We start from the raw sequence: 25,445 nt of genomic DNA on the forward strand, positions 1-25,445 counted from the left end.
TATCAATTATTTGGGATCAAGCTCTTTTTTTACTTCTATGGTCAATTCATCCAATTCAATATCTTCATCTTCATTATAAATTTGAAGCAAAGGTTCCTTAAATGATTGATTTGTTATTGATTTCTCAAGGGTCAACAATAAAGCCGGAAGCAATATTAAATTTGAAAATAAGGCTATTAATAAGGTAACCGCAACCAATATTCCAAGTGCTACGGTGCCTCCAAATTGAGAAACACCAAAAATACCAAATCCAAAAAACAAGATGATGGAAGTATAAATCATACTAACTCCCGTTTCTTTTAGTGCCAGCACCACAGCGGCTCGAATGCTCCAATTGGTTTCGGACAATTCCTGCCGATATTTTGCCAGGTAATGTATTGTATCGTCAACAGAAATTCCAAAGGCAATACTAAACACGAGGATAGTTGATGGCTTAATAGGAATTCCGAAATAACCCATTAATGCCGCGGTCATGACCAAAGGAAACAGATTAGGAATTAATGAAACCAATACCATGCGCTTCGACGAGAACATCCATGCCATAAACGAAGCAATTAATATCACCGCTAAAAGTAAACTGGTAAAAAGGTTACGAATTAAGTAATCGGTGCCCTTAAAAAAAACGACGCTGGCTCCTGTTAAAGAAGTATTATATCGCTCAGGAGAAAATATTTCATCAATGTGACTTCTTATTTGCTTATCGAGCTTAACCATTTCTGTGGTTCCAATATCTTTCATTCGGAAGCTAAGCCGAGCTTTTTGCTTTGTTGAATCGACAAAGTTTGTAATCAGTCCATTTTGTTCCGCATCGCTTTTAGCAACATAGGATAGAATAAAATTACGTTCCTGATTACTTGGAATCTTATAATGTTTTTCCTTCCCATTATAAAAAGCTTGTCGCGAAAATTTAACCACTTCAACAAGCGATAATGGTTTTGATATCGCATCAAGTTCTTCTAACTCTTCCTGCAACTTATCCATGCGCTTTAAGTTGCTACCTTGAATGACACCGTTTGGTTTTTTTGTGTCGATCATTACTTCAAGGGGCATAAGGCCATTAAAGTTCTTTTCAAAAAACTTCAAATCCATGTAAAGCGGATCATCATGTGGAATATCATCCAACATGTATCCGGTTGTTTTTATTCGTGAAATGCCATAAGCACCAAGTACTAACATTATTGCAAACACCCAATAAATAATGGTACGGTGATTCAATGATATTTTCACCAAATAATTAACCGCATTTGAAATAACTTGATTATCCAGATGTTTAACATGGCGTTCCTTTGGTCCATCAAGGAAACTAAAAATAATTGGGATTAGAAGTATGGATAAGATAAATACAACAATGATGTTTATGGCCGCAATAACCCCAAACTCGACTAATATGGCACTACTTGTAAAAACGAAGGTTGCAAATCCTGAAGCTGTGGTAAGGTTTGTTAAAAACGTAGCGTTACCAATTTTACGAATTACACGCTGTAGTGCTTTTATTTTGTTTTGATGCTTGCGATACTCTTGGTGATATTTATTGAGCAGAAAAACCGAGTTTGGAATACCGATCACAATAATGAGTGGCGGAATCATACCAGTGAGTATGGTAATTTTATAACCGAATAATGCTTGAATACCTAGAGCCCATATTACGGCTATTATTACAACAAGCATTGAAAACATAACCACTTTAAACGAGCGAAAAAACAGAAAAATAATAATCGCTGTAATACCTAAAGCAAGGAATATAAACATGTTCAATTCCTTCTTAATCATCTCGGCTGTTACAACACGTATGTATGGTAATCCTGAATAACGAATTTCACGTTTAACTTCACGCATGTAACTGTCTCCGGCATTCTGGATCTCGGTAATCAAGCCAACTCGCTCTTTACTCAGAAAAATATCATCGTCGAGTGTAATGGCTAACAAATATGAATTGGAAGACTTGTTGTATAAGAGCTGCTCATAAAAAGGTAGACTATAAAACACTTCACGAAGCGAATCAAGCTCTACTTGATATTTCACTTGTTCAGGAAATATTGGTTCAACCTTAAAGTTTTTGGCAATACGATTAGCTTTTAAATTATAGGCTTGTCCAATCGAAAACACCGAAGTAACACCTTCTATCTGTTCTAATTCTTTTGAAAAATCCTGCCACTTGTTAAATTCATCTAACTCGAAAAAATCCTCGTTTTGAATCCCCACAATCACCAAGTTTCCTTCCTTGCCAAAGGTTTCTATAAATGTTTCGTTTGCCATATAAGTTGAATCATCTTCTGGCAACAAGGGAGCATATTGGTACGACATCTCAATACGGCGAGATTGTATACCCATGAATACGGTAATGAGAAATAACGCTATTAATATGGCAATTCGGTTACGTAATATATATCGTGCTATTCTAATCCACATCTTCTATAATCTATCTTTCATTCTTAATAAAACCTTACGAAAGTAGCTAAAACTGTTTTTTCAACAATGTAAATCTAATTATTACTTTGCAGCGACTACTCCTTCTATCATCAACAAGTCATCTTTGTTTGGTAAGTCTGCTAATAAATATAAATAATTTGTTGCTTTTATTTGTTGCTCAAGCATTAGCTTAACATCTTCAAAATTAGAATTCTTACTTAAGTATACCTTTATTACATCAAATGTAGAATCAGCATCATCAGCAAACCCACTACCTGCGATGCAATTTTTAATTTCATTTATGCAAGCTTCGGTTTGCTGAATAATATTTCCTTTTTTACCCTTAGAGAGCATGCTTGATGAAATCCCAGATATGAATAAGGTATTCATTTCGTTGACATACGATAATTGAGACGCGGATACTTCCTCTATATTCGCTGATGAATCTACTTTTTGATTGATGGAGAAAGAATCCTTACTGCCTGCAATAAACTGAAGATTAACTCCGTTTAATGCATTTGACATCAGACTTGATGTTGGATAAGCTCCTTTAAATAAGGTAGGATCGAAATACAGTTGCGAAACTTGTTGTACCATTTCAGCATAAGTCCAGGTGTGACCTTCGAAATCCTTTTTGACACCTTTATCTTCGAGTAAATAGTTAATATTTATTAAGTGTCCAAAGTGCATTTCCTCATGATCGAGCAACTGCTCAGTAAAATCAAAGGCCAATTGAATATTACCTAGGGTATCTCTTCCATTAATTGAACTAATTCCTCCTGAAAACAAATACTTTTCGCTCTTATCAGATACCAAAGTATAAGGCTTTTTCTGAAAATCCTTATACTCAATCTTGTAATACGCATCATTACAATAGGTAATGATAAGCTTTGCTTCTTTATCGTTGTCCAATGGTTTTAATGCACTAATGGCATAGCTGGGACAACCCTTCTTACTAATATGAGCCAAAGTGATACCCAGATTCTCGTTCGCACTTACTAAATCATCATCAAGTTGAACATCAACAAAAACTTCAAACTTAAGGGCTCTGTCCATATCCAATCCCTTAGAAGTAAAAAAGGCGTTAAAGTTTTTACTTAATTCTTGGTGCTTACCTATGAGTAATAATTGGGAATCAAATTCGGTTGTATAATATTTTAAATCCATCGTAAAATCATCTAATATAAAGGATATGCAGTACCTAAATACCACACTTAGTAAATGGCACAAAGTTACATTAAATGCTATAAATACAGCTTTATATTTTATTTGCGAAAACTAAAAATCATTAAAAAAGGCAACTAAAGCTATTTAATTGCGTACCACAGCCAAATAAGACGTTGAATTTTGTTAGGAAAGATTATTATGAAAAAGGTTTTACTTTTTTTGGGAGTTTTATTAATCCCAATGATGGCAACCTCACAAATTGCCAAATTTAAATCGGTGTTCACCTTAAACTTCATTCGCCACATTGGGTGGCCTGAAGAAACTAAACAAGGTGATTTTGTGATTGGTGTTGTTAAAAATCGTGAATTAGCCGATTGGATGACTAAATTATCTGCAGGAAAGAAGTTTGGTTTTCAAAATGTGGTTATTAAAGAGTTTCGATCACCTGAGGAAGTTGTAGATTGTCAGGTAGTATACGTTTCTTCAAACGTCAACTTCGCAAAGCATGCCGCAACCATTGTAGATAAAGTTAATGGCAAAAATACTTTAATAATAGGTGAAACAGAAGGTGCTACAAAGAATGGTGCTATGTTTAACTTCGTTGTTAGAGATGAGAAGCTGAAATTTGAAATTCATAAGGCAAATGCTGCCAAATTTGGATTGCAAATAAGTTCCAAACTGGAAGGAATGGCGGCAGCAATTAATTTGTAAGTGCAATTGCCAATTATAGTTTACATATAAAAACAGGCTAAAACTCGCAAAAAATAGATTCTTTTTAACTGAAAAGAGCTAAATTGTGTTTTAGTTTGATTAGTTTCAGGCTGTAAAACTAAAGTTGGATTAAAGATTTTAATAGTTAAGCGATGAATAATATTAAATTGAATATTGCACAGAAACTACTTTTAGGTTTTGGTGTCATATTATTGCTAATCGTAATAAATGGTGTTTGGACATTTTCTACACTAACATCAAGTAAAAATTTGAACACAAAGTTAACGGGCACCTATTCACCGTCGAGTGATAAGATGAGTGAGCTTTCAACTTTAGTTGTTAATTCGAAAATGCTCGTTCGTAGTTGGGTGTTTATTGATACGCAGTCAGACACACCAGATAAGTTGAGACTTAAAGAATTACAAGACAAAGACTATCCGGCAATAAGAGAAGAATTAAGAGCTTTGTTCGAAGGCTGGGAAGAGGAAGATGTTACTGAGGCAGAAGCAGTTTTTCATTCGATTGACTCTTTGATCGGTATGCAACAATACATAATGAGTAGCTTGAATTCATTTGAAGCCTACGAAGATGTGATGGTGCTATTTGACGTAGAACCCCAAGTTCAAGACGGAGGCGAGGTAATTCTTCTTACCGACGAAATCACTCAGAAGTTATCTGACCTGGAAAATAAGTACACAACTGCTAGCGACGAGGCTTTAGTTAAAACCAATAGTAGCTTTACCATATTACAGTGGGTAATTATTATCATGAGCATTTTTGTATTAGTAGCGGCTCTATTTACAGCATATCTGCTTTATAATTCTATTGTTAGTCCATTGGTGAAAGGGGTTAACTTTGCGCAGGCCATAGGTGATGGTGATTTAACCGCTACAGTTGATGTCAACCAAAACGATGAGATCGGCGATTTAGCGAAAGCCTTAATAAACATGGCTGATAAATTGAAGTCAACTGTTTTATCTATAAAAGAAAATGCAGATGACCTTGTTAGTTCAAGTGGCCAATTAAAAACCAGTTCGATGAACCTTTCAAAAGGTTCTGCTGATCAAGCAGCTTCAGCAGAAGAGGTATCTACTTCTATTGAAGAGATGGTTGCAAACATTGATCAGAATACGGACAACTCAATTCAAACTGAGAAAATAACGGTAGAAACGGCTAAAGATGTAAGTGTTGCTGACGAATTATCTTCGCAAGCAGCTAAGGTAATGAAAGATGTATCTGAGAAAATCACAATCATTAGTGACATCGCTTTCCAAACAAACATACTTGCACTTAATGCCGCAGTAGAAGCTGCCAGAGCAGGTGAGCACGGGCGCGGTTTCTCAGTTGTTGCAGCAGAGGTTCGTAAATTAGCAGAACGAAGTAAATCAGCAGCCGACGAAATTGTATCCTTGGTAAAGACAGGATTAAAGGTTTCTCAGGAAGCTGGCGAGAAATCAAAGGCACTGGTACCTGACATTGAAAAGACAACTCAGCTAATCAAAGAAATATCAGCGGCAAGTTTAGAACAGAAGACTGGTGCAGAGCAAATCAATTTGGCTATGCAACAATTAAATATGATTACGCAGGAAAATGCTTCGTCTTCTGATGAATTGACGCAAAGCTCTGATTCATTATCAAACTTAGCCGATAACCTTAAAGATGCGGTTAGTTTCTTCAAGATTGGCGACGGTGATGATGTTGAGGTAGCGCCAGCAAAGAAAACAAAAGTAGAGAAAGTGGATTCAGAGAAAGCTCCTGAAAAGAAGAAGGCTACACCAAAGCCAAGTACTTCAAAAAAGGATGCTAAAAATCCAAATCCGTTTTCAAACTTTGATAAAGATTTTGATTTAGATAATTACGAAAAATTCTAATTCAACCTTATGGATAATCTACCATATTCAGTATCGTATGAAGAGTTGCCTGAGAAATATATTCTTAATTTCTCGGGGCAGCTTATTATTAATTATATAGAAAACATCACTGAGCAAGTGAAAAAAAGTGTTAGCGCTAACAAGGATTTAGAGATAAATATCAAAAATCCCGATAGTGTAGATGTCACTTTTATTCAATTACTCTTGGCCATTAAGGCCACTTTTAAAGCTTCAGAAAAAGAAGTTATTATCAAAACCGAACTTAAAGATGAACTGGTAACACTCATCGCTAATTCCGGTTTTAATTATGTGCTTAATTAATCAAAAATAGAACATTAGATTATGGCTAAAACAGTTCTTATTGTTGATGATTCGGAAAGTATTCGCGAAGTTGTCAACTTTACTCTAGAAAACGAAGGTTACGATGTATTAGTAGGTGTAGACGGTGAGGATGCCTTAAAGTTCCTTGACGGTCGTACAATTGACATTGTAATAACCGACCTTCATATGCCGAATTTGGATGGCTTAGGTTTAATCAGAAAAGTAAGAGAAATGGAAGCTTACAAACATATTCCTATTCTTTTCTTAACAACCGAATCTCAAGCATCTAAAAAAATGGAAGCTAAACAAGCTGGTGCAACAGGATGGATTATTAAACCATTTGTTCCTGCAAAGCTGCTAAGTGCCATCACCCGAGTTTTACGATGATTGAAAGGATTAGACATATCTTCATCAATGAAACGTCGAATGATTTATGCCTCCTGAAAAAAGAGCTTTACCAAACAAATCACTCAGAGCTTCCAAATGATATTGCTGAAAAGGTTTTTAGAACCATGCATACCATCAAAGGTTCGAGTCCAATGTTTGGCTTCGACTCGCTTTCAGAAGTATCTCGATCTGTAGAACAAGCTTACCGTAGCTTAGACCATGGAAAGAGTAAAATAAATGAGATTATTATAAAAAAAACAAAAGATGTTGTTGCACTTATTGAAGAAGTGCTTAATTCTAAAGAGGATCACCTGCCGAATAGTGAAGACGAAAGGCAAGCTCTAATAGATTTTTTTAACAACATCAACCGTTTAAACGCACAAACCAATGATTGATAAGTTTAAAGCAAAATTTGTTGAAGAATCGCTCGACAATATCAATGATCTGGAAGAAGCCTTATTTCTTCTGGAAAATGACATGAATAATCGTGAGATTATTGAGCGTATCTTTAGGGCAATGCATTCTCTAAAAGGGGGAGGCGCCATGTTTGGCTTTAATCATTTGAGCGAATTTACACATCATCTTGAGACTGTATTTGATTTAATTCGGAACGATAAATTGGCTGTTGATAATGATATTATTTCATTAACCTTCGAGGCAATCGATCAGATCAAACACCTTTTACAAGTTGGTGATGTTGATGATGCAGATGAAAAAGCACACCAGTTAGCTTTTATTCAACGCATCGAAAAAGTCTCGAATACAGGAGGTGTCAATACTGAAGCTCCTAAAACACAATCAGCAGTAGCTGAAAGTAAACCAGCTGAAGAAGATGGATCCAAGAGTTTTCTGATTCATATCAAACCTAATGATGATATACTTAAAAATGGAACCAATCCATTTTATTTGCTCGACGATCTTCATGCAATGGGTAGTGCGCAAGTATTGGCTTTCGCTAAAGAGGTGCCAGGTTTAGATCAATTTCAACCAATAAGTAATTATTGCCAATGGCAAGTAATACTAAATACGTCTGAAAGTGTTAATGAAATAAAGGATGTATTCATTTTTGTTGAAGACGAATGCGAAATCTCGATTGAACCACTTAATTCTTCAAACATATTAAATAACACAAACCTAAAGAATTTAGTTGATACTGCTATTAGTGAACAAAAGCTGATCACTAAAGCTCAACTCGATTCTTTGGAAGGAAGTTCATCTGCTGAGGATAATGCACCAAAAGATCCTCGCAAACGAACACAGTTAAAAGAGCATAAAATTTCATCCATGAGGGTGAGCTCAGTAAAGATTGATGAATTAGTTAATCTTGTAAGTGAGTTAGTTACTATACAAGCGCAACTAAATCTATATGCTGAAAAAAGTGGTGAGAATGACATTGTTAATCTTGCTGAAAATATACAAAAGCTTACTCGCCAGTTACGCGATAATGCATTTGAAATTAGTCTGATTCCTTTACAAAGCGAATTAATGCGTTTTCAACGTTTGGTTCGAGATCTTTCCAAGGAATTAGACAAAGAAATCGACTTTGTAATTGAAGGTGGTGATATCGAATTGGATAAAAACATTATCGAACATTTAACCGATCCACTGTTACATATCATTCGTAACTCTGTTGATCATGGTATTGAAATGCCTGATGAACGAATTAAGAATGGAAAGTCGCCAAAGGGAACCATTATTTTTAAAGCCTATTATTCGGGTGCCAGCGTTATAGTTAAAGTAATTGATGACGGTAAAGGCATTGATCCTGATTTCATACGCGAAAAAGCCATTAAAAAAGGTTTGATCGATAACAAAACAGAATTAAGCCGAAAAGAAGTATTTGACTTGGTTTTCCTTAGTGGGTTTTCAACTAAAGATCAGGTATCCGATGTTTCAGGGCGAGGCGTAGGAATGGATGTTGTTAAGAAGAAAATTGGTGAAATACGTGGTGAAGTATCACTTGACTCCGAAATGGGTAAAGGTACTACTTTAACACTTGAATTACCGATGACATTATCCATTATTGATGGCTTACTTGTTAAAGTTGCAAGCAATCAATATGTGATACCTATTGCCAACATTGAAAAAATCCATGCGATTGACGATATCAATTTTGGTAGTACATTTAGTCATGTAATTACCATTGACGATAATCAATATCCATATATTGACTTAAGAGAAACTTTTCAAGAAGAGGCTGTCAGTAAAGGAACAGAGCAATTAATCTTAGTTAAGTTTGAAGATAAAAAAGTGGGCTTGCTTGTCGATCAGGTAATTGGTGAGTATCAAACCGTGGTAAAAGCTTTAGGTCGATTCCTAAAAAAACAAGAGAACATTTCGGGAGCATCTATAATGGGTGACGGTACTATTTCAATGGTTATTGACACGAATCGTTTAATTCATAATAATGCAACTAACAAATACAAAAAGTAATATTTGAGTATTAACAACTTAGGGATGAAAGAACAATTTACATCAATCATATCATTCTACATCAACAAAGAAGTGTTTGCCTTCGATACTTTAAAGGTGCGTAATATATTGGAGTATGATAATATAACCCATGTGCCTAATACAAAAGATTATCTTTTGGGCGTAATAAATTTACATGGTAATATTATACCAATTGCCGATTTTCGAGTAATGATGGGCATGGAGAACATTGAAAACACTCAAGACACATCTATAATTGTTGTTTCAAATGATGGTAAAACAGAGTCCTTAATTGGAATTGTTGTCGACAGTGTTAAAGAGGTTTTTGACACCGAAGACATTAATGTTCAAGATTCAGTATTTCACGGAAATGCCGGATTGATAAGTGCTTTTGAAGGTTCGATACATAAAAATGGTGAGTTCATTCACATCATTGATTTAGATGAAACCGTACAGGAAATTGAAAACTAATAAACTCTAATTAAATGAGTCAGCAAATCGACGCATATTTAACTTTTACGATAGGAGAAAATACCTTTGGTATTCATGTCGAGAAGGTACTTGAAATAAAGGAGTATCTGGAACCGAAATCAGTTCCAGAAAGTTTGCCGTATATTAAAGGAGTAATTGATCATCGTGATCAAATAATTCCCGTAATTGATGCAGCTGCTAAATTTAATATGGGAAACATTTCTATCACACCTCAATCCTGTATTGTTGTAATGGAGGTTAATAAATCTGAAAATGGTGACCCATTTTCTATTGGTGTGTTGGTAGATGCTGTTTCAGATGTATTTGAGTCTGACCCTGAGAAAGTACGGAAAATTGAGAATGATTTTAAGCCTGGCTACATAAATGCCACGTATAAAATAAATGAGAATTTAGTGATGATTCTTGACACTGATAAGGTGTTTAATGAGAAAGATATTATTGCTCTTGATAAAATCATGAGCGATTTCGAGAACGAATAGAATGCTTGAAAATAAAGATTTAAATACGAATAAAAAGGAACTGGAATGCTTTAAAGCAGAATTGTCAGATGCCGATTTTTTAGCCTTTAGCGAATTCATTTACAGTGAATTTGGCATAAAGATGCCACCAATAAAACGCATAATGCTTCAAGGCCGTTTACTTAAACGTATTCGTGAACTTAATATGCTATCGTACAAAGAGTACAAAGAATATTTTTTCAGTCCTGAAGGACAGAAAAAAGAGATCTTTAACTTTTTGAATGTGATTACAACTAATAAGACTGATTTTTTTCGTGAGCCAATCCATTTCGATTTTTTAAGAGATCAGATATTACCTCAGTATATTAAAAACAATGAGGCTCTTAAAGTTTGGAGTGCTGGCTGCTCAAGTGGAGAAGAACCTTATACTATTTCAATTGTACTAAACGAGTTCAAGGCTGAAAATCCAACATTCCGATTTTCCATTCTTGGGTCAGATATCTCAAATAGAGTTTTATCTAATGCGGCTAAAGGAGTATATGCTGAAAATAAGGTAGGTTTAATGCCCATGTCTCTTAAGAAAAAATATTTTCTTAAGAGTAAAGATAGGGCAAATCCATCCGTAAGGGTAAAGCCCGAACTGCAATCGTTTTTATCACTCAAGTATGTCAACCTTATGGATGGGCAATATGATGTGAACGAAACCTTTGATGTGATCTTTTGTCGTAACGTTTTAATTTATTTTGATCGTGCTACGCAAGAGAAGGTGATTAGCAAATTATGTAATTATTTAAAACCCGGGGGGTACTTTTTTATTGGACACTCCGAATCATTATCTGGTATGAATGTGCCGCTTAAGCACATTAAACCAACCATATTTATTAAAGAATAATAACAGTCCGGAAATATAAAATTATAGTTATGAGCGAATTAACGGATAGGCAACTTTTAAAGGAACTCAGGTTAAGACTTGAAGAGAGAAAAAAGTATGATACTGAAATGAAAGAGCTTTCCAAAGACTTTCAAACAGTAACAAAGAAACTTAAGGAATCAGAGGCGCTAAAAAGTCACTTTATTTCTAATATTTCTAACGAAATAGTAAACCCTTTTACTTCCATATTGGGATTATCTAAAGCTATTCTTTCAGTCGAAAAAAACGATTGGAAAAAGGTGGTTTCGATGGTCGCATTAATCCATAGTGAAGCTTTTAACCTTGATTTTCAGCTAAAGAATATTTTTGTTGCAGCAAAAATTGAAGCTGGTGAAATAGCGCCAAATATTACAAAGGTTAATATCCGAAGTGTTGCACAATCGGTAATTGATGCATTTAATATCATCTCACGAAAAATGGGAATTGATATAGATCTTCAGTTTAATGTTGAATATGGTTTTGGTAAAAACTTTTATTTTAAAACCGATTCAGAAAAAATAAAGCTTGTTTTAAGTAACCTCATTAATAATGCCTTAAAATACAGTTATAAAGACAGTAAAGTAACTGTAAAGATATGGGTTGATGATGATATTTTAAATATAGCTGTTCAAGACAGTGGTACAGGAATCTCAGAAAAGAATCAGAAAATTATTTTCGAACGATTCAAGCGTCTTGACTCTGGTATTAATTCAATTAACCGTGGACATGGATTAGGATTATCTATTACCAAAGCATTACTCGATGTATTAGGCGGTCACATAGATATTGAAAGTAAAAAAGGAGAAGGATCAACCTTTACTGTTAATTTGCCGGAAGCCAAAAATATTATTGAAGGTTTCAGTGGTGATGGTAATGATGTGTTCTTTGATGACGATGACGAGATTTTTTAAGGAATAATATGGAGAAGAATTATTTACAACATTTTCTCTACCCCTCTTCCTTACATGTCAATAAAGATCCATACGTCATTAAAACCATATTAGGAAGCTGCGTAGCAGTCTGTATCTGGGATAAGAAGCTAAAATTTGGTGGTATGAACCATTACATGCTTCCTAACTGGAATGGGAACGACTTGGCTTCCCCAAAGTATGGTAACATTGCAATCGATAAGATTATTGAACGCATGTTTTATTTAGGCAGTGAGAAAAAGAATTTGGTAGCTAAAATATTCGGCGGTGGCGAATTACTCGAAGCTAGTACAGGCAACTCCATGCTCATTGGAGAACGTAACATACGTGTTGCGCGCCTTATGCTTGAAGAGCGAGACATTCCCATTGTAGCATCTAGTACGGGAGGAAAAAGAGGCCGAAAAATTTTATTTTTCAATGATACAGGCGAGGTACGCCATAAGTTTCTAGAAAAAAAAGTATATTAAGGCTTCATAAAATGTAACAAAGTAGTTTCTTTATTGTAGAGAAGAAATGAAAGAAATTGCTTAAGTTGGCACTTTAAGCAAAGGACACTCGAAAACGAAATAGTTTTCGATAAATAAAAGGAATTGAGGCATGGAAAAAAAGATTCGGGTACTTGTTGTTGATGATTCGGCTGTAGTTAGACAAAGCTTATCATCTATTCTTGAATCAGATCCTGATATTGAAGTAATGGGTACTGCTGCAGATCCTATCATTGCAGTAAAAAAAATAATGAAAGAAATTCCCGATGTTATTACACTTGACATCGAAATGCCCCGAATGGATGGTTTGACATTTCTACGAAAAATAATGTCTCAACATCCCATTCCTGTGGTTGTTATCTCTAGTTTAACAACAGAGGGAACCGAGGTAGCCATGAAAGCACTCGAATATGGCGCAAGTGAAATTATTGGTAAACCTGCAATGAATGCCGCTCAATTCATTAATGAATCCAAAATTTTACTTTGCGATGCCGTAAAAGCTGCATCACATGTTAAGCTAAAACGCCGCAAGATAGCTACTGCTCCTCCAATGCCTGCCGTTAAGCCAAAATATTCTGCGGATGTAATGATCGATAAAGCGCCGTCATTTAAGCGTATTATTGATACTGAAAAAATAATTGTACTTGGGGCATCAACGGGAGGTACTGAAGCTATTCGACAATTTCTGAAGCGATTACCCGATAAAATGCCTGGTATTGCTATCGTACAACATATGCCTGAGGGCTTTACCAAATCTTTTGCCAATAGCCTTAATAATATTTGTGGTCTTGAAGTTAAAGAAGCTGAACACGGTGATAAGTTATATCAAGGCCGGGTTTTAGTTGCTCCAGGTAATAAGCACATGTTATTAAAACGAGTTGGTAAAGAATATTCGGTAGATGTAAAAGAAGGGCCACTTGTTAACCGACATCGCCCATCGGTGGATGTACTTTTCCGGTCAGCAGCAAGATATGCCGGTAATAATGCAACCGCTATTATACTAACGGGTATGGGTAATGATGGAGCCAAAGGTTTGCTAGAGTTGAAAGAGTCCGGTGCTCATACTATTGCTCAAGATGAAGCCTCGTCGGTTGTATTCGGAATGCCAAAGGAAGCTATTAAGCTTGACGCGGCAAATCAAATATTATCGCTTGAAAAAATAGCACCATACATAATATCCAAATTAGGATAATAATTCATGTATTTTTAATTGATTGAACTTAACACTATTTTCTAATGGGAAAAGGAAATATAAAAAATATAAGAAGTAAATTTACCTTAAGAGGGTTCTTACTTGGTCTGACTATCTATTTAGTTGCGTTGTTTTTAGGCGTTCAAATTATAGGTGATACATACAAGCTAAATAGTATATTTGATCTATATCCAATTCTTCCGGCCTTGTGGATATTTACCATATTCCCATTTGTGACAGCCTATATTGGTTACTATATATCAGGTAATTTTAATAATGTCATCAAAAAGCAGCGCAAACACCTGAAACATGAAGCCCATAGAAGTAACTTAGTTTTAGACTTTGTTGATAACCTTCGTCAGGATAATTTTGAAGCAGCTTTGCAGCTAAATGAAGAAAAGGATACACTTGCCAAATCCTTATTACGTTTACGCGATTATCTTATCAAAAGTAAAAAAGATGAAGAGCAACGTAGGGTTGAAGAAGAACAACGTAATTGGGTAACCCAGGGTCTTGCACAATTTGGGGAGATCTTGCGAAAAGAAAGTGATAACCTTGAAGATTTAAGTTACAACATTATCAATTACCTGGTTGATTATATGAAAATTAATCAAGCAGGTTTTTATCTCTTAAATAACTTAAGCAAAACCGAGAAATTTTTTGAGCTTACGGCTTGTGTTGCGTTTGACCGCAAGAAGTTTACCGATAAGCGAATTGATTGGGAAGAGGGCTTAATTGGTAGATGTGCACTTGAAATGGAAACCATCTATATGACGGATGTTCCTAACGATTACTTAAATATTACATCGGGTTTAGGTGAAGCTAACCCTCGATCAATTCTAATTGTACCATTAAAAACGAACGATGAAATATATGGCGTACTTGAAATGGCCAGCTTCAAAGAGTTTGACGATTATGAGATTGAATTCGTTGAAAAAACGGCTGAAAGTATTGCCTTAACCATTTCATCTGTACAAAATACCATACGCACTACAAAACTTCTTAAAGAGACGCAGAATCAAGCTGAGCGAATGTCGCAACAGGAAGAAGAGCTTCGTCAGAACCTGGAAGAAATGCAGGCTACTCAAGAAGAAAGTGACCGCCGCGAAGTAGAGATGAAAGGTATTTTAGAGGCCATTGATCATGCTGCCATTAGCTCCGAATTTGAAGTGGATGGTACGCTTATTAATGTCAATCAAAACTTCTTAAGAACATATAGGTACAATCCTGAAGAAATTGATGGACAGAATATAAAAATATTCTTCTTTAAAGATGATGTTACTGAACTTGATCAGATATTAACTGATCTGCGAAATGGACATAATTTTAAAGGTAGAGTTAAGCGCAGGACTAAAATGGGAGATGAAATTTTCCTATTAAGTACCTACACTCCGGTAATTGATCATGAAGGTGAGATTATTAAGATTCTAAGCCTTGAGAATGACATTACGGAACAAGTTAAAATGGAAGAAGAGCTTAAGCACAGTAAAGATGAACTGGGCGTAATGCTTGATGAAGCCAAGAAAGAAGTAACAGAACAATTTAAGGAAATTGAAGCGGTTAAAATCAGGAATGAGAAAACACTTGAAGGTGCCTTGGATGCCATTATTACTACTAATAAAGATGGTATACTCGAATTCTTTAACGTTGCTGCTGAAAAACTTTGGGGCTATGATAGATCGGAAGTACTAGGCCAACATGCCTCAATGTTATTCTCCGATGAAACCCAAAAGAACGATGAATTCATATCTGCTTTCATATCTAGTGATAAAGATAAAATTATAGGTGAGCGCCGCGAAGCACCAATAAAAAATAAAGTTGGTACTGAAGAAGCTGTACTTTTCTTATTGTCAGAAGCAAAAGTTGGAGAGGATCATTCTGTAACAGCCTTCATTCAGAACGTTGAGGTAGAGTTATTTTAAAGTTGTGATATGATAGAGGGGATTGAACTAAAGCAATATTTGCATGAGCTAAAGAAGCATACGGCTTATGATTTTAGCGATTATTCCGATAATTCTATTCATCGTAGAATTTTAAAGATTCTAAAAGACTACGATATTTCAATGGAGCAACTAATAGAACGAACAAAATCGGATAGTGCCTTTGTCGAAAAAGTTGTTGAAGAGATTACGGTAAACACAACCGAATTATTTCGAGATACACATATATGGAGTGCTTTTTATGAAAAAATATACCCTTCAATAAAGAGCAAAAAATTCATTAATATTTGGCATGCTGGTTGCAGCTCTGGAATGGAAGTCTATTCAAACCTAATATTATTAAATGAGTTAGGCCTATTAGATAAAGCGAGAGTTTACGCTACAGATATTAACACACGTATGGTGACCATGTCCAAAAATGGTCAATACAATTATCGCTTCAACTATAGGTACCTCGATGATTTCAATTCAACGCTTGCTAAAAAACCGATTAATGGTATTTCTAAAATCGATTTTAGCAAATATTTTGATATTGATGAGGACAAGGATACAATGACTGTAAAAGCTTTTCTTCGTAAAGTTCCTCAGTTTATCAAGCACGATTTAGTACAGGAAGAAGTGCCCTTTTTCAATAAATTCGATATTGTTTTCTGTCGAAATGTATTGATCTACTTTAATAGCAAACTTCAATCCAAGATATTTAAATTGTTTTATGAGCAAATGTATCCAGGTAGCTTCCTTCTTTTAGGTAATCATGAAGTTTTATCTGGTTTTTATAAAACCAAGTTTATAAAAAACGGGCCAGTATTTGTAAAAAATACTGCCTTTCATTTCAAATATTAGTCAAATGGCGGTAAACTATAGCATACGAGAGCTTAGAGGTGCAGCTGAAGAGTTGACTAATAAAATGGGCATTCCATTTAATGAATGGAGTCAATCGTTTTTAAAACGTCGATTGTTATACGCAACCGAAAAGCTTGGTATTAGGAAACATGAACAATTGCTCGAGGCAATTAACAACGACGAGCAAAAAGAAGAATTTTCTCGCCATATGACTGTGCCGGTAAGTGAGATGTTTAGGGATGCTAGACTATGGCGTACTTTGCGACAACACTTTAATGAAACATCATATAACGACACTATTAATGTTTGGATACCGGATGTGTCGACTGGAGAAGAATTATATACGCTTTTAATTTTAGCGAAAGAAAATGGCTTATCCGATAAGATGAACGTTTGGATAAACCATAACTCAAAATCGATTCTTAAAGATATTGAAAATGGGATTGTTGGCACCCGAAAATTAGACACCAACTCTTTTAATTACAAGCGTTTTGAGGGCACAGCATCATTTGACAATTACATTTCAGAAATTGAAGGCGGGTTTCAATTAAGTAATGATCTGCTGAAGAACGTAAACTTCGTACATGGCTATTTTCTGAATACTGCACCTCAGGAAAGGATGGATTTAATCCTATTTAGAAATGTAATGTTGTATTACAAAAAAGACTTTCATAACACACTTAAAGATTACGTTGATCAAAAGCTCAAGCCGGGTGGATTATTATGTGTAGGTGTTAAAGAAGTACTTCCATCTCCATTTTCATCTCGCTTCGAATGTATTGATGTGAAAGAAAAAATTTATCAAAAATTTAAAGTATTAACAGACTAAATATATCACATGAAGGGGCAATATAAGGCAGTAGTAATTGGTGGTTCAGCAGGGAGTTTTTCTGTTGTTAGTCGCTTATTATCTAAACTGGACAGTAATTTTCCTCTTCCTATCATTCTTAGCCTGCACCGTTTAAAACACGTTAGATCAGGACTGGTTGAAGGCATTAGTTTAAAATCAAACTTAAAAGTGATAGAGCCAAATGACAAGGAAAAAATTGTGGCTGGTAATGTATACCTGGCACCTTCTAACTATCATATGTTTATCGAACATGATGGCACTTTTTCACTGTCTACCGAAGAACCTTTAAACCATAGTCGCCCGTCAATTGACCATACCTTGTCTTCGGCAGCTTTCTTTTTTAGGGCGAAACTAGTCGGTATATTGCTAACTGGTGCTAATAAAGATGGCGCAAAGGGCATGAAAGACATTGCAGACAAAAAAGGTTATACAATAGTCCAAGATCCTTCCACATGCGATATTGATACTATGCCCAAGAATGCGCTGAGAATAATGAAACCTAACAAAGTTTCTTCTCCAGATGAGATACTTAGTTTTTTAAATAACCTAGCCTAAATACGGATGAAAAAATATAGCTATATCTATTTATTGGGAAGCCTTATTCTTGTAACGGCATTGGCGAAGTACATTTTTGTTCCAACGGTATTTCCACCGTTTTACTATACCTTCGAAATTGTATCCTTACTTTTAGTATTAGGCTTAACTTATTTTGCCGTTAAAAATTTCGATACACGAACAGGTGATACGGAATGCGAAAAACAATGCGCTCAACGAGATAAATTATTAGGTGAGAACAAAGAACTAAAAAGAAAAATTGAGGCTTTAGAGTTAGAGAAAACAAATACTCAAAATTATCAATCAAAGGAAGAACAGTTTTTATCAGCTCTGAATCAACTAAGTATTTCTGAAACAGAAAATGTAGGTAATGCTATATTAAAACTCATTGGCGATCAATTTGAATTAATTGCCGGCATTGTTTATGAAAAAAATGATGACAGCACTTCATTTCAAGCTAATTCAACTTTTGGAGTTGATGACGATTGGAAGGTTGAGCCGATTAAACAAGGAGAAGGTTTGCATGGTCAATCAATTGCAGAGAATATAGCTACTGAAATAAGTGAGATTCCCGAAGAATATTTTGAAGCAAACTCAGGCACAGGTAAGGCAAAGCCAGCTTATATTTATATATTACCGTACCAAATGGAAAATGGTAAAGCTTGGTTGATAGAAATAGCTTCATTCAAAAAAATAGGTATTCACGATATGTGGAATAAATACCTTGAATCGGCTGAAAACAAGAACAAATAATCTGTTGAATTATTATATATATGGCAAGATTATCGAAAAAACTTAAACGACTATTAACTGTAACGGCTATTAAAGAACGCGATTGGTATGTTCTTTCAATAGGTCTGTTGATGTTGCTATTTCTTATTTGGTCTGGTTTTTTATCCTTAACAAATTCGTATTTTTCTTTTGAGAATATAATACGTATTCACCGTTCTATTTTAGTATGGTTTATTGATTTACTTGTATTCTTGGTACCTCTTATTGTTTTATTCATAATTAACTACAATAAAACGAATAGCCTCAAACTAAAAGAGGAGATTCGACAATTACAAAGTAAAATAAACCTGAGTATTGACCTTGCCGAGAAAATAGGACAAGGGGATTTAGATAATGTAAATCATACGGAAGGAAAACTATCTGAAACATTAGTTAATCTGGGCGAAAATCTAAAGCAAACAAAAGAAAAAGAAGAAATATATAACTGGATTGCAAGGGGTAAAGAAACTATTTCAGATATTCTAAGGTCGCACAATAGAGTTGATGATTTAGCCGACGAAGTATTAAGAGGAATTATTAACTATTCGGGAGGAATACAGGGTAGTTTATTTTTACTTGAAGGTAAGGAATTGGTTAATATATCAACATATGCCTACAATCGTAAACGCTTTGAGAAGCAGAGAATACCGATAGGTAAAGGACTAATTGGAGAAGTTGCATATGAAAAAGCGATGATCTACCGAACCGAATTACCTGATGATTATTTCAACATTACATCAGGACTTCTAGGAGATAGAAAACCGAAAAGTTTAATTATTGTACCTCTACTGCAAGAGAAAGAATTGCAAGGTATATTTGAAATAGCATTTTTAAAAGATGCATTGCCGGCTCATATACTTGAGTTTGCAGAAGAACTTAGTAGTATTGTTGGGCGTACTATCTATAATTTAAAGATTAATCAAAAAACAGAAACACTTCTTAAGGAATCGCAGGAGATGACGGTTACACTAAAGAAGAATGAAAAGCAACTTCAGCAAAGTGCTGCTGAAATGTTAGAGGCTCAAGACGACTTAGAAAAATCCAACAAACTATTAGAAAGTCAAATTCAAGAGGTTGAACATGCGCAACAAAGGCTTGAGGCGCTATTAACCAATGCTTCAGAGTTTATCTCAATTTATAATGAAAATCAACAATTAGTATTTGAAAGTCCATCCGTTAAACAAATTCTTGGCTATAGTCCCGAAGATAAGATATCTGGTATGGATCCTGATTTATTGACACCACGTGGCTATAAAACCATTAATAATTTATTTAAGTATTTGCTTGAAACACCGGGTGGAGAACAATCAGCACAATATACCTACCTAAAGAAAAGTGGGCAGAAACTTTTCCTTGAAACAAAGGGTAAAAACTTGTTACATGATCCTGCCATAAAGGGAATTATTTTCAACACACAGGATATTACCGAACGTAAACGTGCTGAAAAGGAAGAACGTATGAAGAGTCGAATGCAATCATTATCTGAGAATTCGCCGGATATGATTATTCGAATTAATACAGGTGGTAAATTAGTATACGTCAATCCACAAGTTACTTCATTTATTAAGCAAGCCGGCTCAGAACTAGTCAAAAAACGTGTTAATGAATTAGACATTGACGAGAACTTTAAGGAATACATGATGAGTTCCCTAAAGGAAATTCGTAAGGGTTTAGAACAGCTTATTTCTGAGGTAGAGATTGAAACCGAAGATGGTATCAGAATTATGGAAATCAAAGCCATCCCAGAATTCAATGAAGATAAGGATCTGGAATCAATTCTTTTTGTGGCTCACGACATGACCGAATTCAAAAAGATTGAACAAGAAATAAAGGAGAAGAACAAAAAGATATCAGATAGTATTAATTACGCTCAACGAATTCAAACAGCCATATTGCCTGATACTAATTTATTGCAGCAATATTATCCGCGTTCATTCATCTTTTACCGACCAAAAGATGTGGTTAGTGGTGATTTCCCTTGGATGTTCAAAAAGGACAATTACTTCTACATAGCGGCCGTCGATTGTACGGGGCATGGGGTTCCGGGAGCATTGCTTTCATTCATTGGTTATTTCTTAATGAATAACATTGTAAGTTCATCCAATAAAATGACAGCTGCTGAACTACTTGATAGCTTGCATCTCGAAGTTCGACGAACTTTAAGACAAGATCAGGAAGGAGCTAATGGCCGCGATGGAATGGATCTGGCTTTGGCTAAAATTGATCTTGACTCAGATGAGTTACAGTTTGCCGGTGCTCATAATCCAATGTATTACCTATCCGAAGGAGAGCTTCAGATATATAAAGGATCGCGAAAAGGTATAGGTGGCAAACCGCTTCTTAAGAAAGTTGAGAAAGACTTTGAGAATAACGTTATTAGATATAAAAAAGGAGACCAGTTCTTTATTTTCTCAGATGGTTTACCCGATCAATCAGGCGGGCCGAAAGGACGTAAATACCAATCGAAAAGAATTAGAGAAGGTTTAACTGAGGCGCCAAATCAAACGATGGCTCATTTTGAGCGCCATTTTACCACTGATTTCTATGATTGGATGGGAGATTACAAGCAAGTTGATGATGTGCTATTAATAGGCTTAGAATTATAACTATTATCAAATAATAATACTACGGCTAGACTAATTTGTCTGGCCGTTTTTGTTTCTTTCAATTCATTATAAAATATTTCTACCACAAACCTGTGAACCTTTTCCATCAATCAATGTTCATCTTTTATACTAATCTCTTAGTCAAAAGATGTCGCAAACAAATAGTTTATCTAAAAAGGTTGTTATTATTGGTGCAGGTTTTTCATCACTTTCGGCCGCATGTTACCTTGCAAATGCTGGTTTTGATGTTACCGTGGTTGAAAAAAATGAATACTCAGGAGGAAGAGCTCGACAACTGAAGAAAGACGGATTTACGTTTGATATGGGGCCTACCTTTTATTGGATGCCGGATGTTTTTGAAAAATTCTTTAGTGATTTTAAGCGATCGGTTAGCGATTTTTATCAACTAGAAAAGCTTAATCCAGCCTATACTGTTTATTTCGAAGATGATTCACAGATAAGTATTGCTGATAACATTAATGACATCTTCAAAACCTTTGAGAGTAATGAGAAAGGAAGTTCAAAGCAATTAGCCAAGTTTTTAAAAGTAGCAGAAGATAATTATAACATCGCGGTAAAAGACTTGGTTTATAAACCTGGCGAAAGTTTATCTGAAATTATAACACCAACCACAATAACCAAACTTTCAGCTTTTGTTGATACTATAAAAAAGCAGGTTGGACGACAGTTTAAAAACAATAAACTTAAAAAAATTCTTGAATTTCCAGTTTTATTTCTTGGAGCCAAACCGTCAACAACACCGTCGTTTTACAATTTTATGAATCATGCCGATTTCAACTTAGGTACCTGGCACCCAAAGGGTGGTATGTTTGAAGTTGCTCAGGCAATTCATTCATTGGCCATTGATTTGGGTGTGAAGTTTAAATACAATAGTCCCGTACAAAGTATTAATATTCATGATAAACAAGTCAAATCGGTTACAAGCAAACATGAAAATATTGAGTGCGATATTTTATTAAGCGGGGCAGACTATCACCATACCGAGAAATTATTACCTAATGAACTGAGACAATATTCTGAGGCATATTGGGGTAAAAAAACCTTTGCTCCTTCTTCACTACTATTCTATGTTGGTTTTGACAAAAAAATTGACAATGTTGATCATCACACTTTGTTTTTTGATGTTGACTTTGAAGCACATGCTGAAAGTATTTACGATACCAAGGAGTGGCCTTCGGAACCCTTGTTTTATGCAAGCTTCCCAAGTAAAACAGATGATACGTGCGCACCCTTAGAAAAGGAAGCAGGTATCTTTCTTATTCCATTAGCACCAGGAATAGAAGATACGCAAGTTATACGTGACCAGTACTTCGAAATAATTTTATCTCGACTGGAAAAAAGGACTAAACAAAACATACGATCTCATGTTCTATTTAAAGAATCGTATTGTATAAATGATTTTGTTTCAGACTATAACTCTTATAAAGGCAATGCTTATGGTTTAGCAAACACATTAACCCAGACACATGTGTTAAGACCTAAGTTAAAGAGTAAAAAAGTAAAGAACCTCTATTTCACGGGGCAATTAACAGTACCTGGTCCAGGCGTACCACCATCTTTAATTTCGGGCAAGGTAGTAAGTACATTAATTAATAAATACCATTAATTATGAAACAGTTATTTGACACATCTAGTTACAGTTGCAGTCGGTTAGTAACAAAAACTTACAGCACATCTTTTTCAAAGGCAATAACACTTCTAGCACCTTCAGTAAGGCCAGCTATTTATGCCATATATGGTTTTGTGCGTTGTGCAGATGAAATAGTTGATTCTTTTCAATCCTATAACCAAGAAGAATTACTAGATGAATTTGAACGAAACTATGAAAAAGCCTTAGAGCGCCGGATCAGTATGAATCCTATACTAAATTCGTTTCAAGAAGTAGTACATAAATACAAATTATACGAGCTCGTAAAATCGTTCATGAATAGCATGCGAATGGACTTGTATAAAGCCGAATATACTACAGCCAAGGAATACGCACAATATATTTATGGCTCCGCAGATGTAGTTGGTCTAATGTGCCTAAAAGTATTTGTAAATGGAGATGATGCCAAATACGACAAGTTGGAACCTTTTGCCATGCGCTTGGGCTCTGCTTTTCAAAAGGTTAATTTTCTTCGCGATCTTAAAGATGATACACAAGAACTAGGTCGTTCATATTTCCCGAATTTGAAAAGTACTCATTTAGATAATAGAACAAAGCAAGAGATTATTAAGGATATTGAAGCTGATTTTGCCGAAGCCTATAAGGGAATAATACGCTTACCTTTAGAAGGAAGATTAGGTGTCTATCTGGCTTATCGCTACTATATGCGATTGTTACGTGAGCTTAAACAAGCAGATAGTAAAAAAATACTCAGTCAACGCATTCGCATTAATAATTTCCTTAAAATGGAAATATTATTAAAATCTTACCTTCGTTATAAGTTTAATATCCTGTAATTATGAAGGTTATATTACTGACTCTACTGTTGTTATCATCGTATGATAATCCTCTTGATAGTATTCGCATGGCTTATCATCAGCTTAAATCAGAAGAAGCTCTGGAGCAGTTTTTAGAGAGCATTGATTACATAGATAACACACAATTAGTGCCATATAAAGCATCCGCAATTATGCAGAAAGCGGAGTATGTAAGTTCGCCTTTTTCAAAACTTAAATTCTTTAATCAAGGTAAGCACATCCTTGAAGAGTATATAAAGAAAAATCCCAATAACATAGAAGCTCGCTACGTACGAATAATGGTGCAGAGCCAACTTCCTGGTTTTCTAGGTTATAAAAATAATATGGAATCTGATGCTGCTTTTATTCATACGAATATTCAATCCACCAACATTCCTATTGATTATTCTCAATTGATTCTAATAAACATAGATAAGTATACCAAAAAAGTTGAACCATGATACTATTTTACATTGTCGTAACAGTTTTAACATTTTTGGCCATGGAGGCTGTTACGTGGTTTACGCATAAATATGTAATGCATGGCTTTTTATGGGTTTTACATGCCGACCATCATGACTTAAGTAAGGTAACAACCTTTGAGAAGAATGATGCGTTTTTTATAATATTTGCCATACCAAGTATTCTTTTGTTTTACTTTGGCGTAAATCCCACTATTAATTTCAAGTTCTTCATTGGCTTAGGCATTTTCTTTTATGGGATGGCGTATTTCTTAGTGCATGATGTGTTTATTCATCATCGCTTTCCATGGTTAAAAAAAGCGCAGCACCGCTATTTAATCGGTTTACATCTGGCTCATAAAAGTCATCATAAAGGAGGAAAGTGTTTTGGTATGTTGTACGTACCAAAGCGATTTATGGACGAAGCAAAAAACATGACAGATACTTTTTCAAATGCCCTTTAATCAGCATTACACCTATTTAATAATAGATTTGGCCTGTATAAGTGTGCCATTAATTGCAAGCTTTTATCGCCCAAGACCATTTTTCAAGGAGTGGCGTTATTACTTTCCTGCAAATCTCATCGTTTCTCTTCTATTTATTATCTGGGATATCATCTTTACCGACGCTGGTATTTGGGGATTTAATCCGGATTATTTAACTGGTATTTATATTTTTAACTTACCTCTTGAAGAAGTGCTGTTCTTTATCTCTATACCTTATGCCTGTGTTTTCACATGGTTTGCAATATCATACCTTATCAAGCGCAATCCAATCACCGTGTTTCAAAAATACTTGAGTCTATTTTTTATCGTTTTACTACTTACATTCGGCATAGTGCATATCAATAAGTGGTACACTTCAATAACTTTCTTAATAACAGCTGTTATCCTCTTATTCTTCTTGTGGAAAGGAGCAGATCTTTCTTACGTATATCTGTCATATATATTCGTCCTTCCTTTCTTTTTTATGAGTAATGGTATTTTAACCGGATCAATTATTGAATCGCCAATCGTTTGGTATAACCACCAAGAAAACATGAATTTGAGGATAGGAACAATACCTGCAGAGGATAGCATTTATGGTTTCTTGTTGGTTCTTCTAAATATAGAATTGTATCAGTTTTTTAAACTTAAATGGACAAACAAAAAAAAGGCTACTGAATAATCAGTAGCCTTATATATTTTT

25 protein-coding genes are annotated in these 25,445 nt (G+C 35.0%); 23 read left to right on the forward strand and 2 right to left on the reverse strand.

Features of this window, described 5'->3' with window-relative positions; all coding sequences use genetic code 11:
* Positions 1-6: 6 nt before the first annotated feature.
* Both ACRD7B_RS12345 and ACRD7B_RS12350 read right to left on the reverse strand, forming a co-directional pair.
* Entirely contained in the window at positions 7-2,409 is a 2,403-nt protein-coding gene (locus tag ACRD7B_RS12345; RefSeq protein ID WP_430824873.1) for an efflux RND transporter permease subunit, read from the reverse strand.
* Positions 2,410-2,490: 81 nt separating this feature from the next.
* Complete coding sequence (locus ACRD7B_RS12350; protein WP_430824874.1) at positions 2,491-3,576, reverse strand: hypothetical protein; 1,086 nt, start codon at positions 3,574-3,576, stop codon at positions 2,491-2,493.
* Positions 3,577-3,774: 198 nt separating this feature from the next.
* Between ACRD7B_RS12350 and ACRD7B_RS12355 the strand changes: the two genes are divergently transcribed.
* The 23 genes from ACRD7B_RS12355 to ACRD7B_RS12465 all read left to right on the forward strand — a co-directional run bounded on the left by ACRD7B_RS12355 (position 3,775) and on the right by ACRD7B_RS12465 (position 25,424).
* Positions 3,775-4,287 carry a YfiR family protein gene (locus tag ACRD7B_RS12355; RefSeq protein WP_430824875.1) on the forward strand — a complete coding sequence of 171 codons (513 nt, stop codon included), beginning with the start codon at positions 3,775-3,777 and terminating at the stop codon, positions 4,285-4,287.
* Positions 4,288-4,439: 152 nt separating this feature from the next.
* Positions 4,440-6,158 (forward strand): methyl-accepting chemotaxis protein, encoded by a 1,719-nt coding sequence (locus ACRD7B_RS12360; RefSeq protein ID WP_430824876.1) that lies wholly within the window; start codon positions 4,440-4,442, stop codon positions 6,156-6,158.
* Positions 6,159-6,167: 9 nt separating this feature from the next.
* A complete protein-coding gene (locus ACRD7B_RS12365; protein WP_430824877.1) occupies positions 6,168-6,479 on the forward strand; it encodes a hypothetical protein in 312 nt (103 codons plus the stop codon).
* A 21-nt stretch (positions 6,480-6,500) separates the two neighbouring features.
* On the forward strand, positions 6,501-6,866 hold the full coding sequence (locus tag ACRD7B_RS12370) for a response regulator (RefSeq protein WP_430824878.1): 366 nt from the start codon (positions 6,501-6,503) through the stop codon (positions 6,864-6,866).
* The gene (locus ACRD7B_RS12375) at positions 6,863-7,261 is read left to right on the forward strand and encodes an Hpt domain-containing protein (RefSeq protein WP_430824879.1); all 399 of its coding nucleotides are present in this window, start codon (positions 6,863-6,865) and stop codon (positions 7,259-7,261) included. Before ACRD7B_RS12370 ends, ACRD7B_RS12375 begins: the two co-directional genes overlap by 4 nt.
* A complete protein-coding gene (locus tag ACRD7B_RS12380) occupies positions 7,254-9,299 on the forward strand; it encodes a chemotaxis protein CheA (protein ID WP_430824880.1) in 2,046 nt (681 codons plus the stop codon). The genes ACRD7B_RS12375 and ACRD7B_RS12380 overlap by 8 nt, the downstream gene beginning before the upstream one ends.
* A gap of 24 nt (positions 9,300-9,323) precedes the next feature.
* Positions 9,324-9,770 (forward strand): chemotaxis protein CheW, encoded by a 447-nt coding sequence (locus ACRD7B_RS12385; protein ID WP_430824881.1) that lies wholly within the window; start codon positions 9,324-9,326, stop codon positions 9,768-9,770.
* A gap of 14 nt (positions 9,771-9,784) precedes the next feature.
* On the forward strand, positions 9,785-10,270 hold the full coding sequence (locus tag ACRD7B_RS12390; protein WP_430824882.1) for a chemotaxis protein CheW: 486 nt from the start codon (positions 9,785-9,787) through the stop codon (positions 10,268-10,270).
* A 1-nt stretch (position 10,271) separates the two neighbouring features.
* On the forward strand, positions 10,272-11,141 hold the full coding sequence (locus ACRD7B_RS12395) for a CheR family methyltransferase (RefSeq protein WP_430824883.1): 870 nt from the start codon (positions 10,272-10,274) through the stop codon (positions 11,139-11,141).
* Positions 11,142-11,170: 29 nt separating this feature from the next.
* Positions 11,171-12,070, forward strand: coding sequence for a sensor histidine kinase (locus tag ACRD7B_RS12400; protein ID WP_430824884.1), 900 nt, complete (start codon positions 11,171-11,173; stop codon positions 12,068-12,070).
* An 8-nt stretch (positions 12,071-12,078) separates the two neighbouring features.
* A complete protein-coding gene (locus ACRD7B_RS12405) occupies positions 12,079-12,555 on the forward strand; it encodes a chemotaxis protein CheD (RefSeq protein ID WP_430824885.1) in 477 nt (158 codons plus the stop codon).
* Positions 12,556-12,685: 130 nt separating this feature from the next.
* On the forward strand, positions 12,686-13,765 hold the full coding sequence (locus ACRD7B_RS12410) for a protein-glutamate methylesterase/protein-glutamine glutaminase (protein ID WP_430824886.1): 1,080 nt from the start codon (positions 12,686-12,688) through the stop codon (positions 13,763-13,765).
* 44 nt (positions 13,766-13,809) lie between these two features.
* Positions 13,810-15,687, forward strand: a complete 1,878-nt coding sequence (locus ACRD7B_RS12415) for a PAS domain S-box protein (protein WP_430824887.1) — start codon at positions 13,810-13,812, stop codon at positions 15,685-15,687.
* A gap of 9 nt (positions 15,688-15,696) precedes the next feature.
* Positions 15,697-16,548 (forward strand): CheR family methyltransferase, encoded by an 852-nt coding sequence (locus ACRD7B_RS12420; protein ID WP_430824888.1) that lies wholly within the window; start codon positions 15,697-15,699, stop codon positions 16,546-16,548.
* Between the two features lie 4 nt (positions 16,549-16,552).
* A complete protein-coding gene (locus ACRD7B_RS12425) occupies positions 16,553-17,377 on the forward strand; it encodes a CheR family methyltransferase (protein ID WP_430824889.1) in 825 nt (274 codons plus the stop codon).
* A gap of 9 nt (positions 17,378-17,386) precedes the next feature.
* On the forward strand, positions 17,387-17,953 hold the full coding sequence (locus ACRD7B_RS12430; protein WP_430824890.1) for a chemotaxis protein CheB: 567 nt from the start codon (positions 17,387-17,389) through the stop codon (positions 17,951-17,953).
* Between the two features lie 6 nt (positions 17,954-17,959).
* Positions 17,960-18,706 carry a hypothetical protein gene (locus tag ACRD7B_RS12435; RefSeq protein WP_430824891.1) on the forward strand — a complete coding sequence of 249 codons (747 nt, stop codon included), beginning with the start codon at positions 17,960-17,962 and terminating at the stop codon, positions 18,704-18,706.
* 20 nt (positions 18,707-18,726) lie between these two features.
* Complete coding sequence (locus ACRD7B_RS12440; protein ID WP_430824892.1) at positions 18,727-21,330, forward strand: PAS domain S-box protein; 2,604 nt, start codon at positions 18,727-18,729, stop codon at positions 21,328-21,330.
* A gap of 148 nt (positions 21,331-21,478) precedes the next feature.
* Positions 21,479-22,957 (forward strand): phytoene desaturase family protein, encoded by a 1,479-nt coding sequence (locus ACRD7B_RS12445; RefSeq protein WP_430824893.1) that lies wholly within the window; start codon positions 21,479-21,481, stop codon positions 22,955-22,957.
* Between the two features lie 2 nt (positions 22,958-22,959).
* Positions 22,960-23,796, forward strand: coding sequence for a phytoene/squalene synthase family protein (locus tag ACRD7B_RS12450; protein WP_430824894.1), 837 nt, complete (start codon positions 22,960-22,962; stop codon positions 23,794-23,796).
* A gap of 2 nt (positions 23,797-23,798) precedes the next feature.
* Positions 23,799-24,257 (forward strand): hypothetical protein, encoded by a 459-nt coding sequence (locus ACRD7B_RS12455; RefSeq protein WP_430824895.1) that lies wholly within the window; start codon positions 23,799-23,801, stop codon positions 24,255-24,257.
* Complete coding sequence (locus ACRD7B_RS12460) at positions 24,254-24,721, forward strand: sterol desaturase family protein (protein ID WP_430824896.1); 468 nt, start codon at positions 24,254-24,256, stop codon at positions 24,719-24,721. The genes ACRD7B_RS12455 and ACRD7B_RS12460 overlap by 4 nt, the downstream gene beginning before the upstream one ends.
* Positions 24,711-25,424, forward strand: coding sequence for a lycopene cyclase domain-containing protein (locus tag ACRD7B_RS12465; RefSeq protein ID WP_430824897.1), 714 nt, complete (start codon positions 24,711-24,713; stop codon positions 25,422-25,424). The genes ACRD7B_RS12460 and ACRD7B_RS12465 overlap by 11 nt, the downstream gene beginning before the upstream one ends.
* Positions 25,425-25,445: the final 21 nt, after the last annotated feature.

The organism is Carboxylicivirga fragile (genome assembly GCF_050589805.1).
GTDB lineage: Bacteria > Bacteroidota > Bacteroidia > Bacteroidales > Marinilabiliaceae > Carboxylicivirga > Carboxylicivirga fragile.

Excerpts from the sequence above, each read along its gene's own strand:
- ACRD7B_RS12380 (WP_430824880.1), top strand. The coding sequence starts at position 7,254 with ATGATTGATAAGTTTAAAGCAAAATTTGTTGAAGAATCGCTCGACAAT.
- ACRD7B_RS12385 (WP_430824881.1), top strand. The coding sequence starts at position 9,324 with ATGAAAGAACAATTTACATCAATCATATCATTCTACATCAACAAAGAA.
- ACRD7B_RS12355 (WP_430824875.1), top strand. The coding sequence starts at position 3,775 with ATGAAAAAGGTTTTACTTTTTTTGGGAGTTTTATTAATCCCAATGATG.
- ACRD7B_RS12360 (WP_430824876.1), top strand. The coding sequence starts at position 4,440 with ATGAATAATATTAAATTGAATATTGCACAGAAACTACTTTTAGGTTTT.
- ACRD7B_RS12465 (WP_430824897.1), top strand. The coding sequence starts at position 24,711 with ATGCCCTTTAATCAGCATTACACCTATTTAATAATAGATTTGGCCTGT.
- ACRD7B_RS12455 (WP_430824895.1), top strand. The coding sequence starts at position 23,799 with ATGAAGGTTATATTACTGACTCTACTGTTGTTATCATCGTATGATAAT.
- ACRD7B_RS12430 (WP_430824890.1), top strand. The coding sequence starts at position 17,387 with ATGAAGGGGCAATATAAGGCAGTAGTAATTGGTGGTTCAGCAGGGAGT.
- ACRD7B_RS12345 (WP_430824873.1), bottom strand. The coding sequence starts at position 2,409 with ATGTGGATTAGAATAGCACGATATATATTACGTAACCGAATTGCCATA.
- ACRD7B_RS12460 (WP_430824896.1), top strand. The coding sequence starts at position 24,254 with ATGATACTATTTTACATTGTCGTAACAGTTTTAACATTTTTGGCCATG.
- ACRD7B_RS12420 (WP_430824888.1), top strand. The coding sequence starts at position 15,697 with ATGATAGAGGGGATTGAACTAAAGCAATATTTGCATGAGCTAAAGAAG.
- ACRD7B_RS12375 (WP_430824879.1), top strand. The coding sequence starts at position 6,863 with ATGATTGAAAGGATTAGACATATCTTCATCAATGAAACGTCGAATGAT.
- ACRD7B_RS12390 (WP_430824882.1), top strand. The coding sequence starts at position 9,785 with ATGAGTCAGCAAATCGACGCATATTTAACTTTTACGATAGGAGAAAAT.
- ACRD7B_RS12435 (WP_430824891.1), top strand. The coding sequence starts at position 17,960 with ATGAAAAAATATAGCTATATCTATTTATTGGGAAGCCTTATTCTTGTA.
- ACRD7B_RS12425 (WP_430824889.1), top strand. The coding sequence starts at position 16,553 with ATGGCGGTAAACTATAGCATACGAGAGCTTAGAGGTGCAGCTGAAGAG.
- ACRD7B_RS12410 (WP_430824886.1), top strand. The coding sequence starts at position 12,686 with ATGGAAAAAAAGATTCGGGTACTTGTTGTTGATGATTCGGCTGTAGTT.
- ACRD7B_RS12395 (WP_430824883.1), top strand. The coding sequence starts at position 10,272 with ATGCTTGAAAATAAAGATTTAAATACGAATAAAAAGGAACTGGAATGC.
- ACRD7B_RS12350 (WP_430824874.1), bottom strand. The coding sequence starts at position 3,576 with ATGGATTTAAAATATTATACAACCGAATTTGATTCCCAATTATTACTC.
- ACRD7B_RS12365 (WP_430824877.1), top strand. The coding sequence starts at position 6,168 with ATGGATAATCTACCATATTCAGTATCGTATGAAGAGTTGCCTGAGAAA.
- ACRD7B_RS12445 (WP_430824893.1), top strand. The coding sequence starts at position 21,479 with ATGTCGCAAACAAATAGTTTATCTAAAAAGGTTGTTATTATTGGTGCA.
- ACRD7B_RS12405 (WP_430824885.1), top strand. The coding sequence starts at position 12,079 with ATGGAGAAGAATTATTTACAACATTTTCTCTACCCCTCTTCCTTACAT.
- ACRD7B_RS12370 (WP_430824878.1), top strand. The coding sequence starts at position 6,501 with ATGGCTAAAACAGTTCTTATTGTTGATGATTCGGAAAGTATTCGCGAA.
- ACRD7B_RS12400 (WP_430824884.1), top strand. The coding sequence starts at position 11,171 with ATGAGCGAATTAACGGATAGGCAACTTTTAAAGGAACTCAGGTTAAGA.
- ACRD7B_RS12450 (WP_430824894.1), top strand. The coding sequence starts at position 22,960 with ATGAAACAGTTATTTGACACATCTAGTTACAGTTGCAGTCGGTTAGTA.
- ACRD7B_RS12440 (WP_430824892.1), top strand. The coding sequence starts at position 18,727 with ATGGCAAGATTATCGAAAAAACTTAAACGACTATTAACTGTAACGGCT.
- ACRD7B_RS12415 (WP_430824887.1), top strand. The coding sequence starts at position 13,810 with ATGGGAAAAGGAAATATAAAAAATATAAGAAGTAAATTTACCTTAAGA.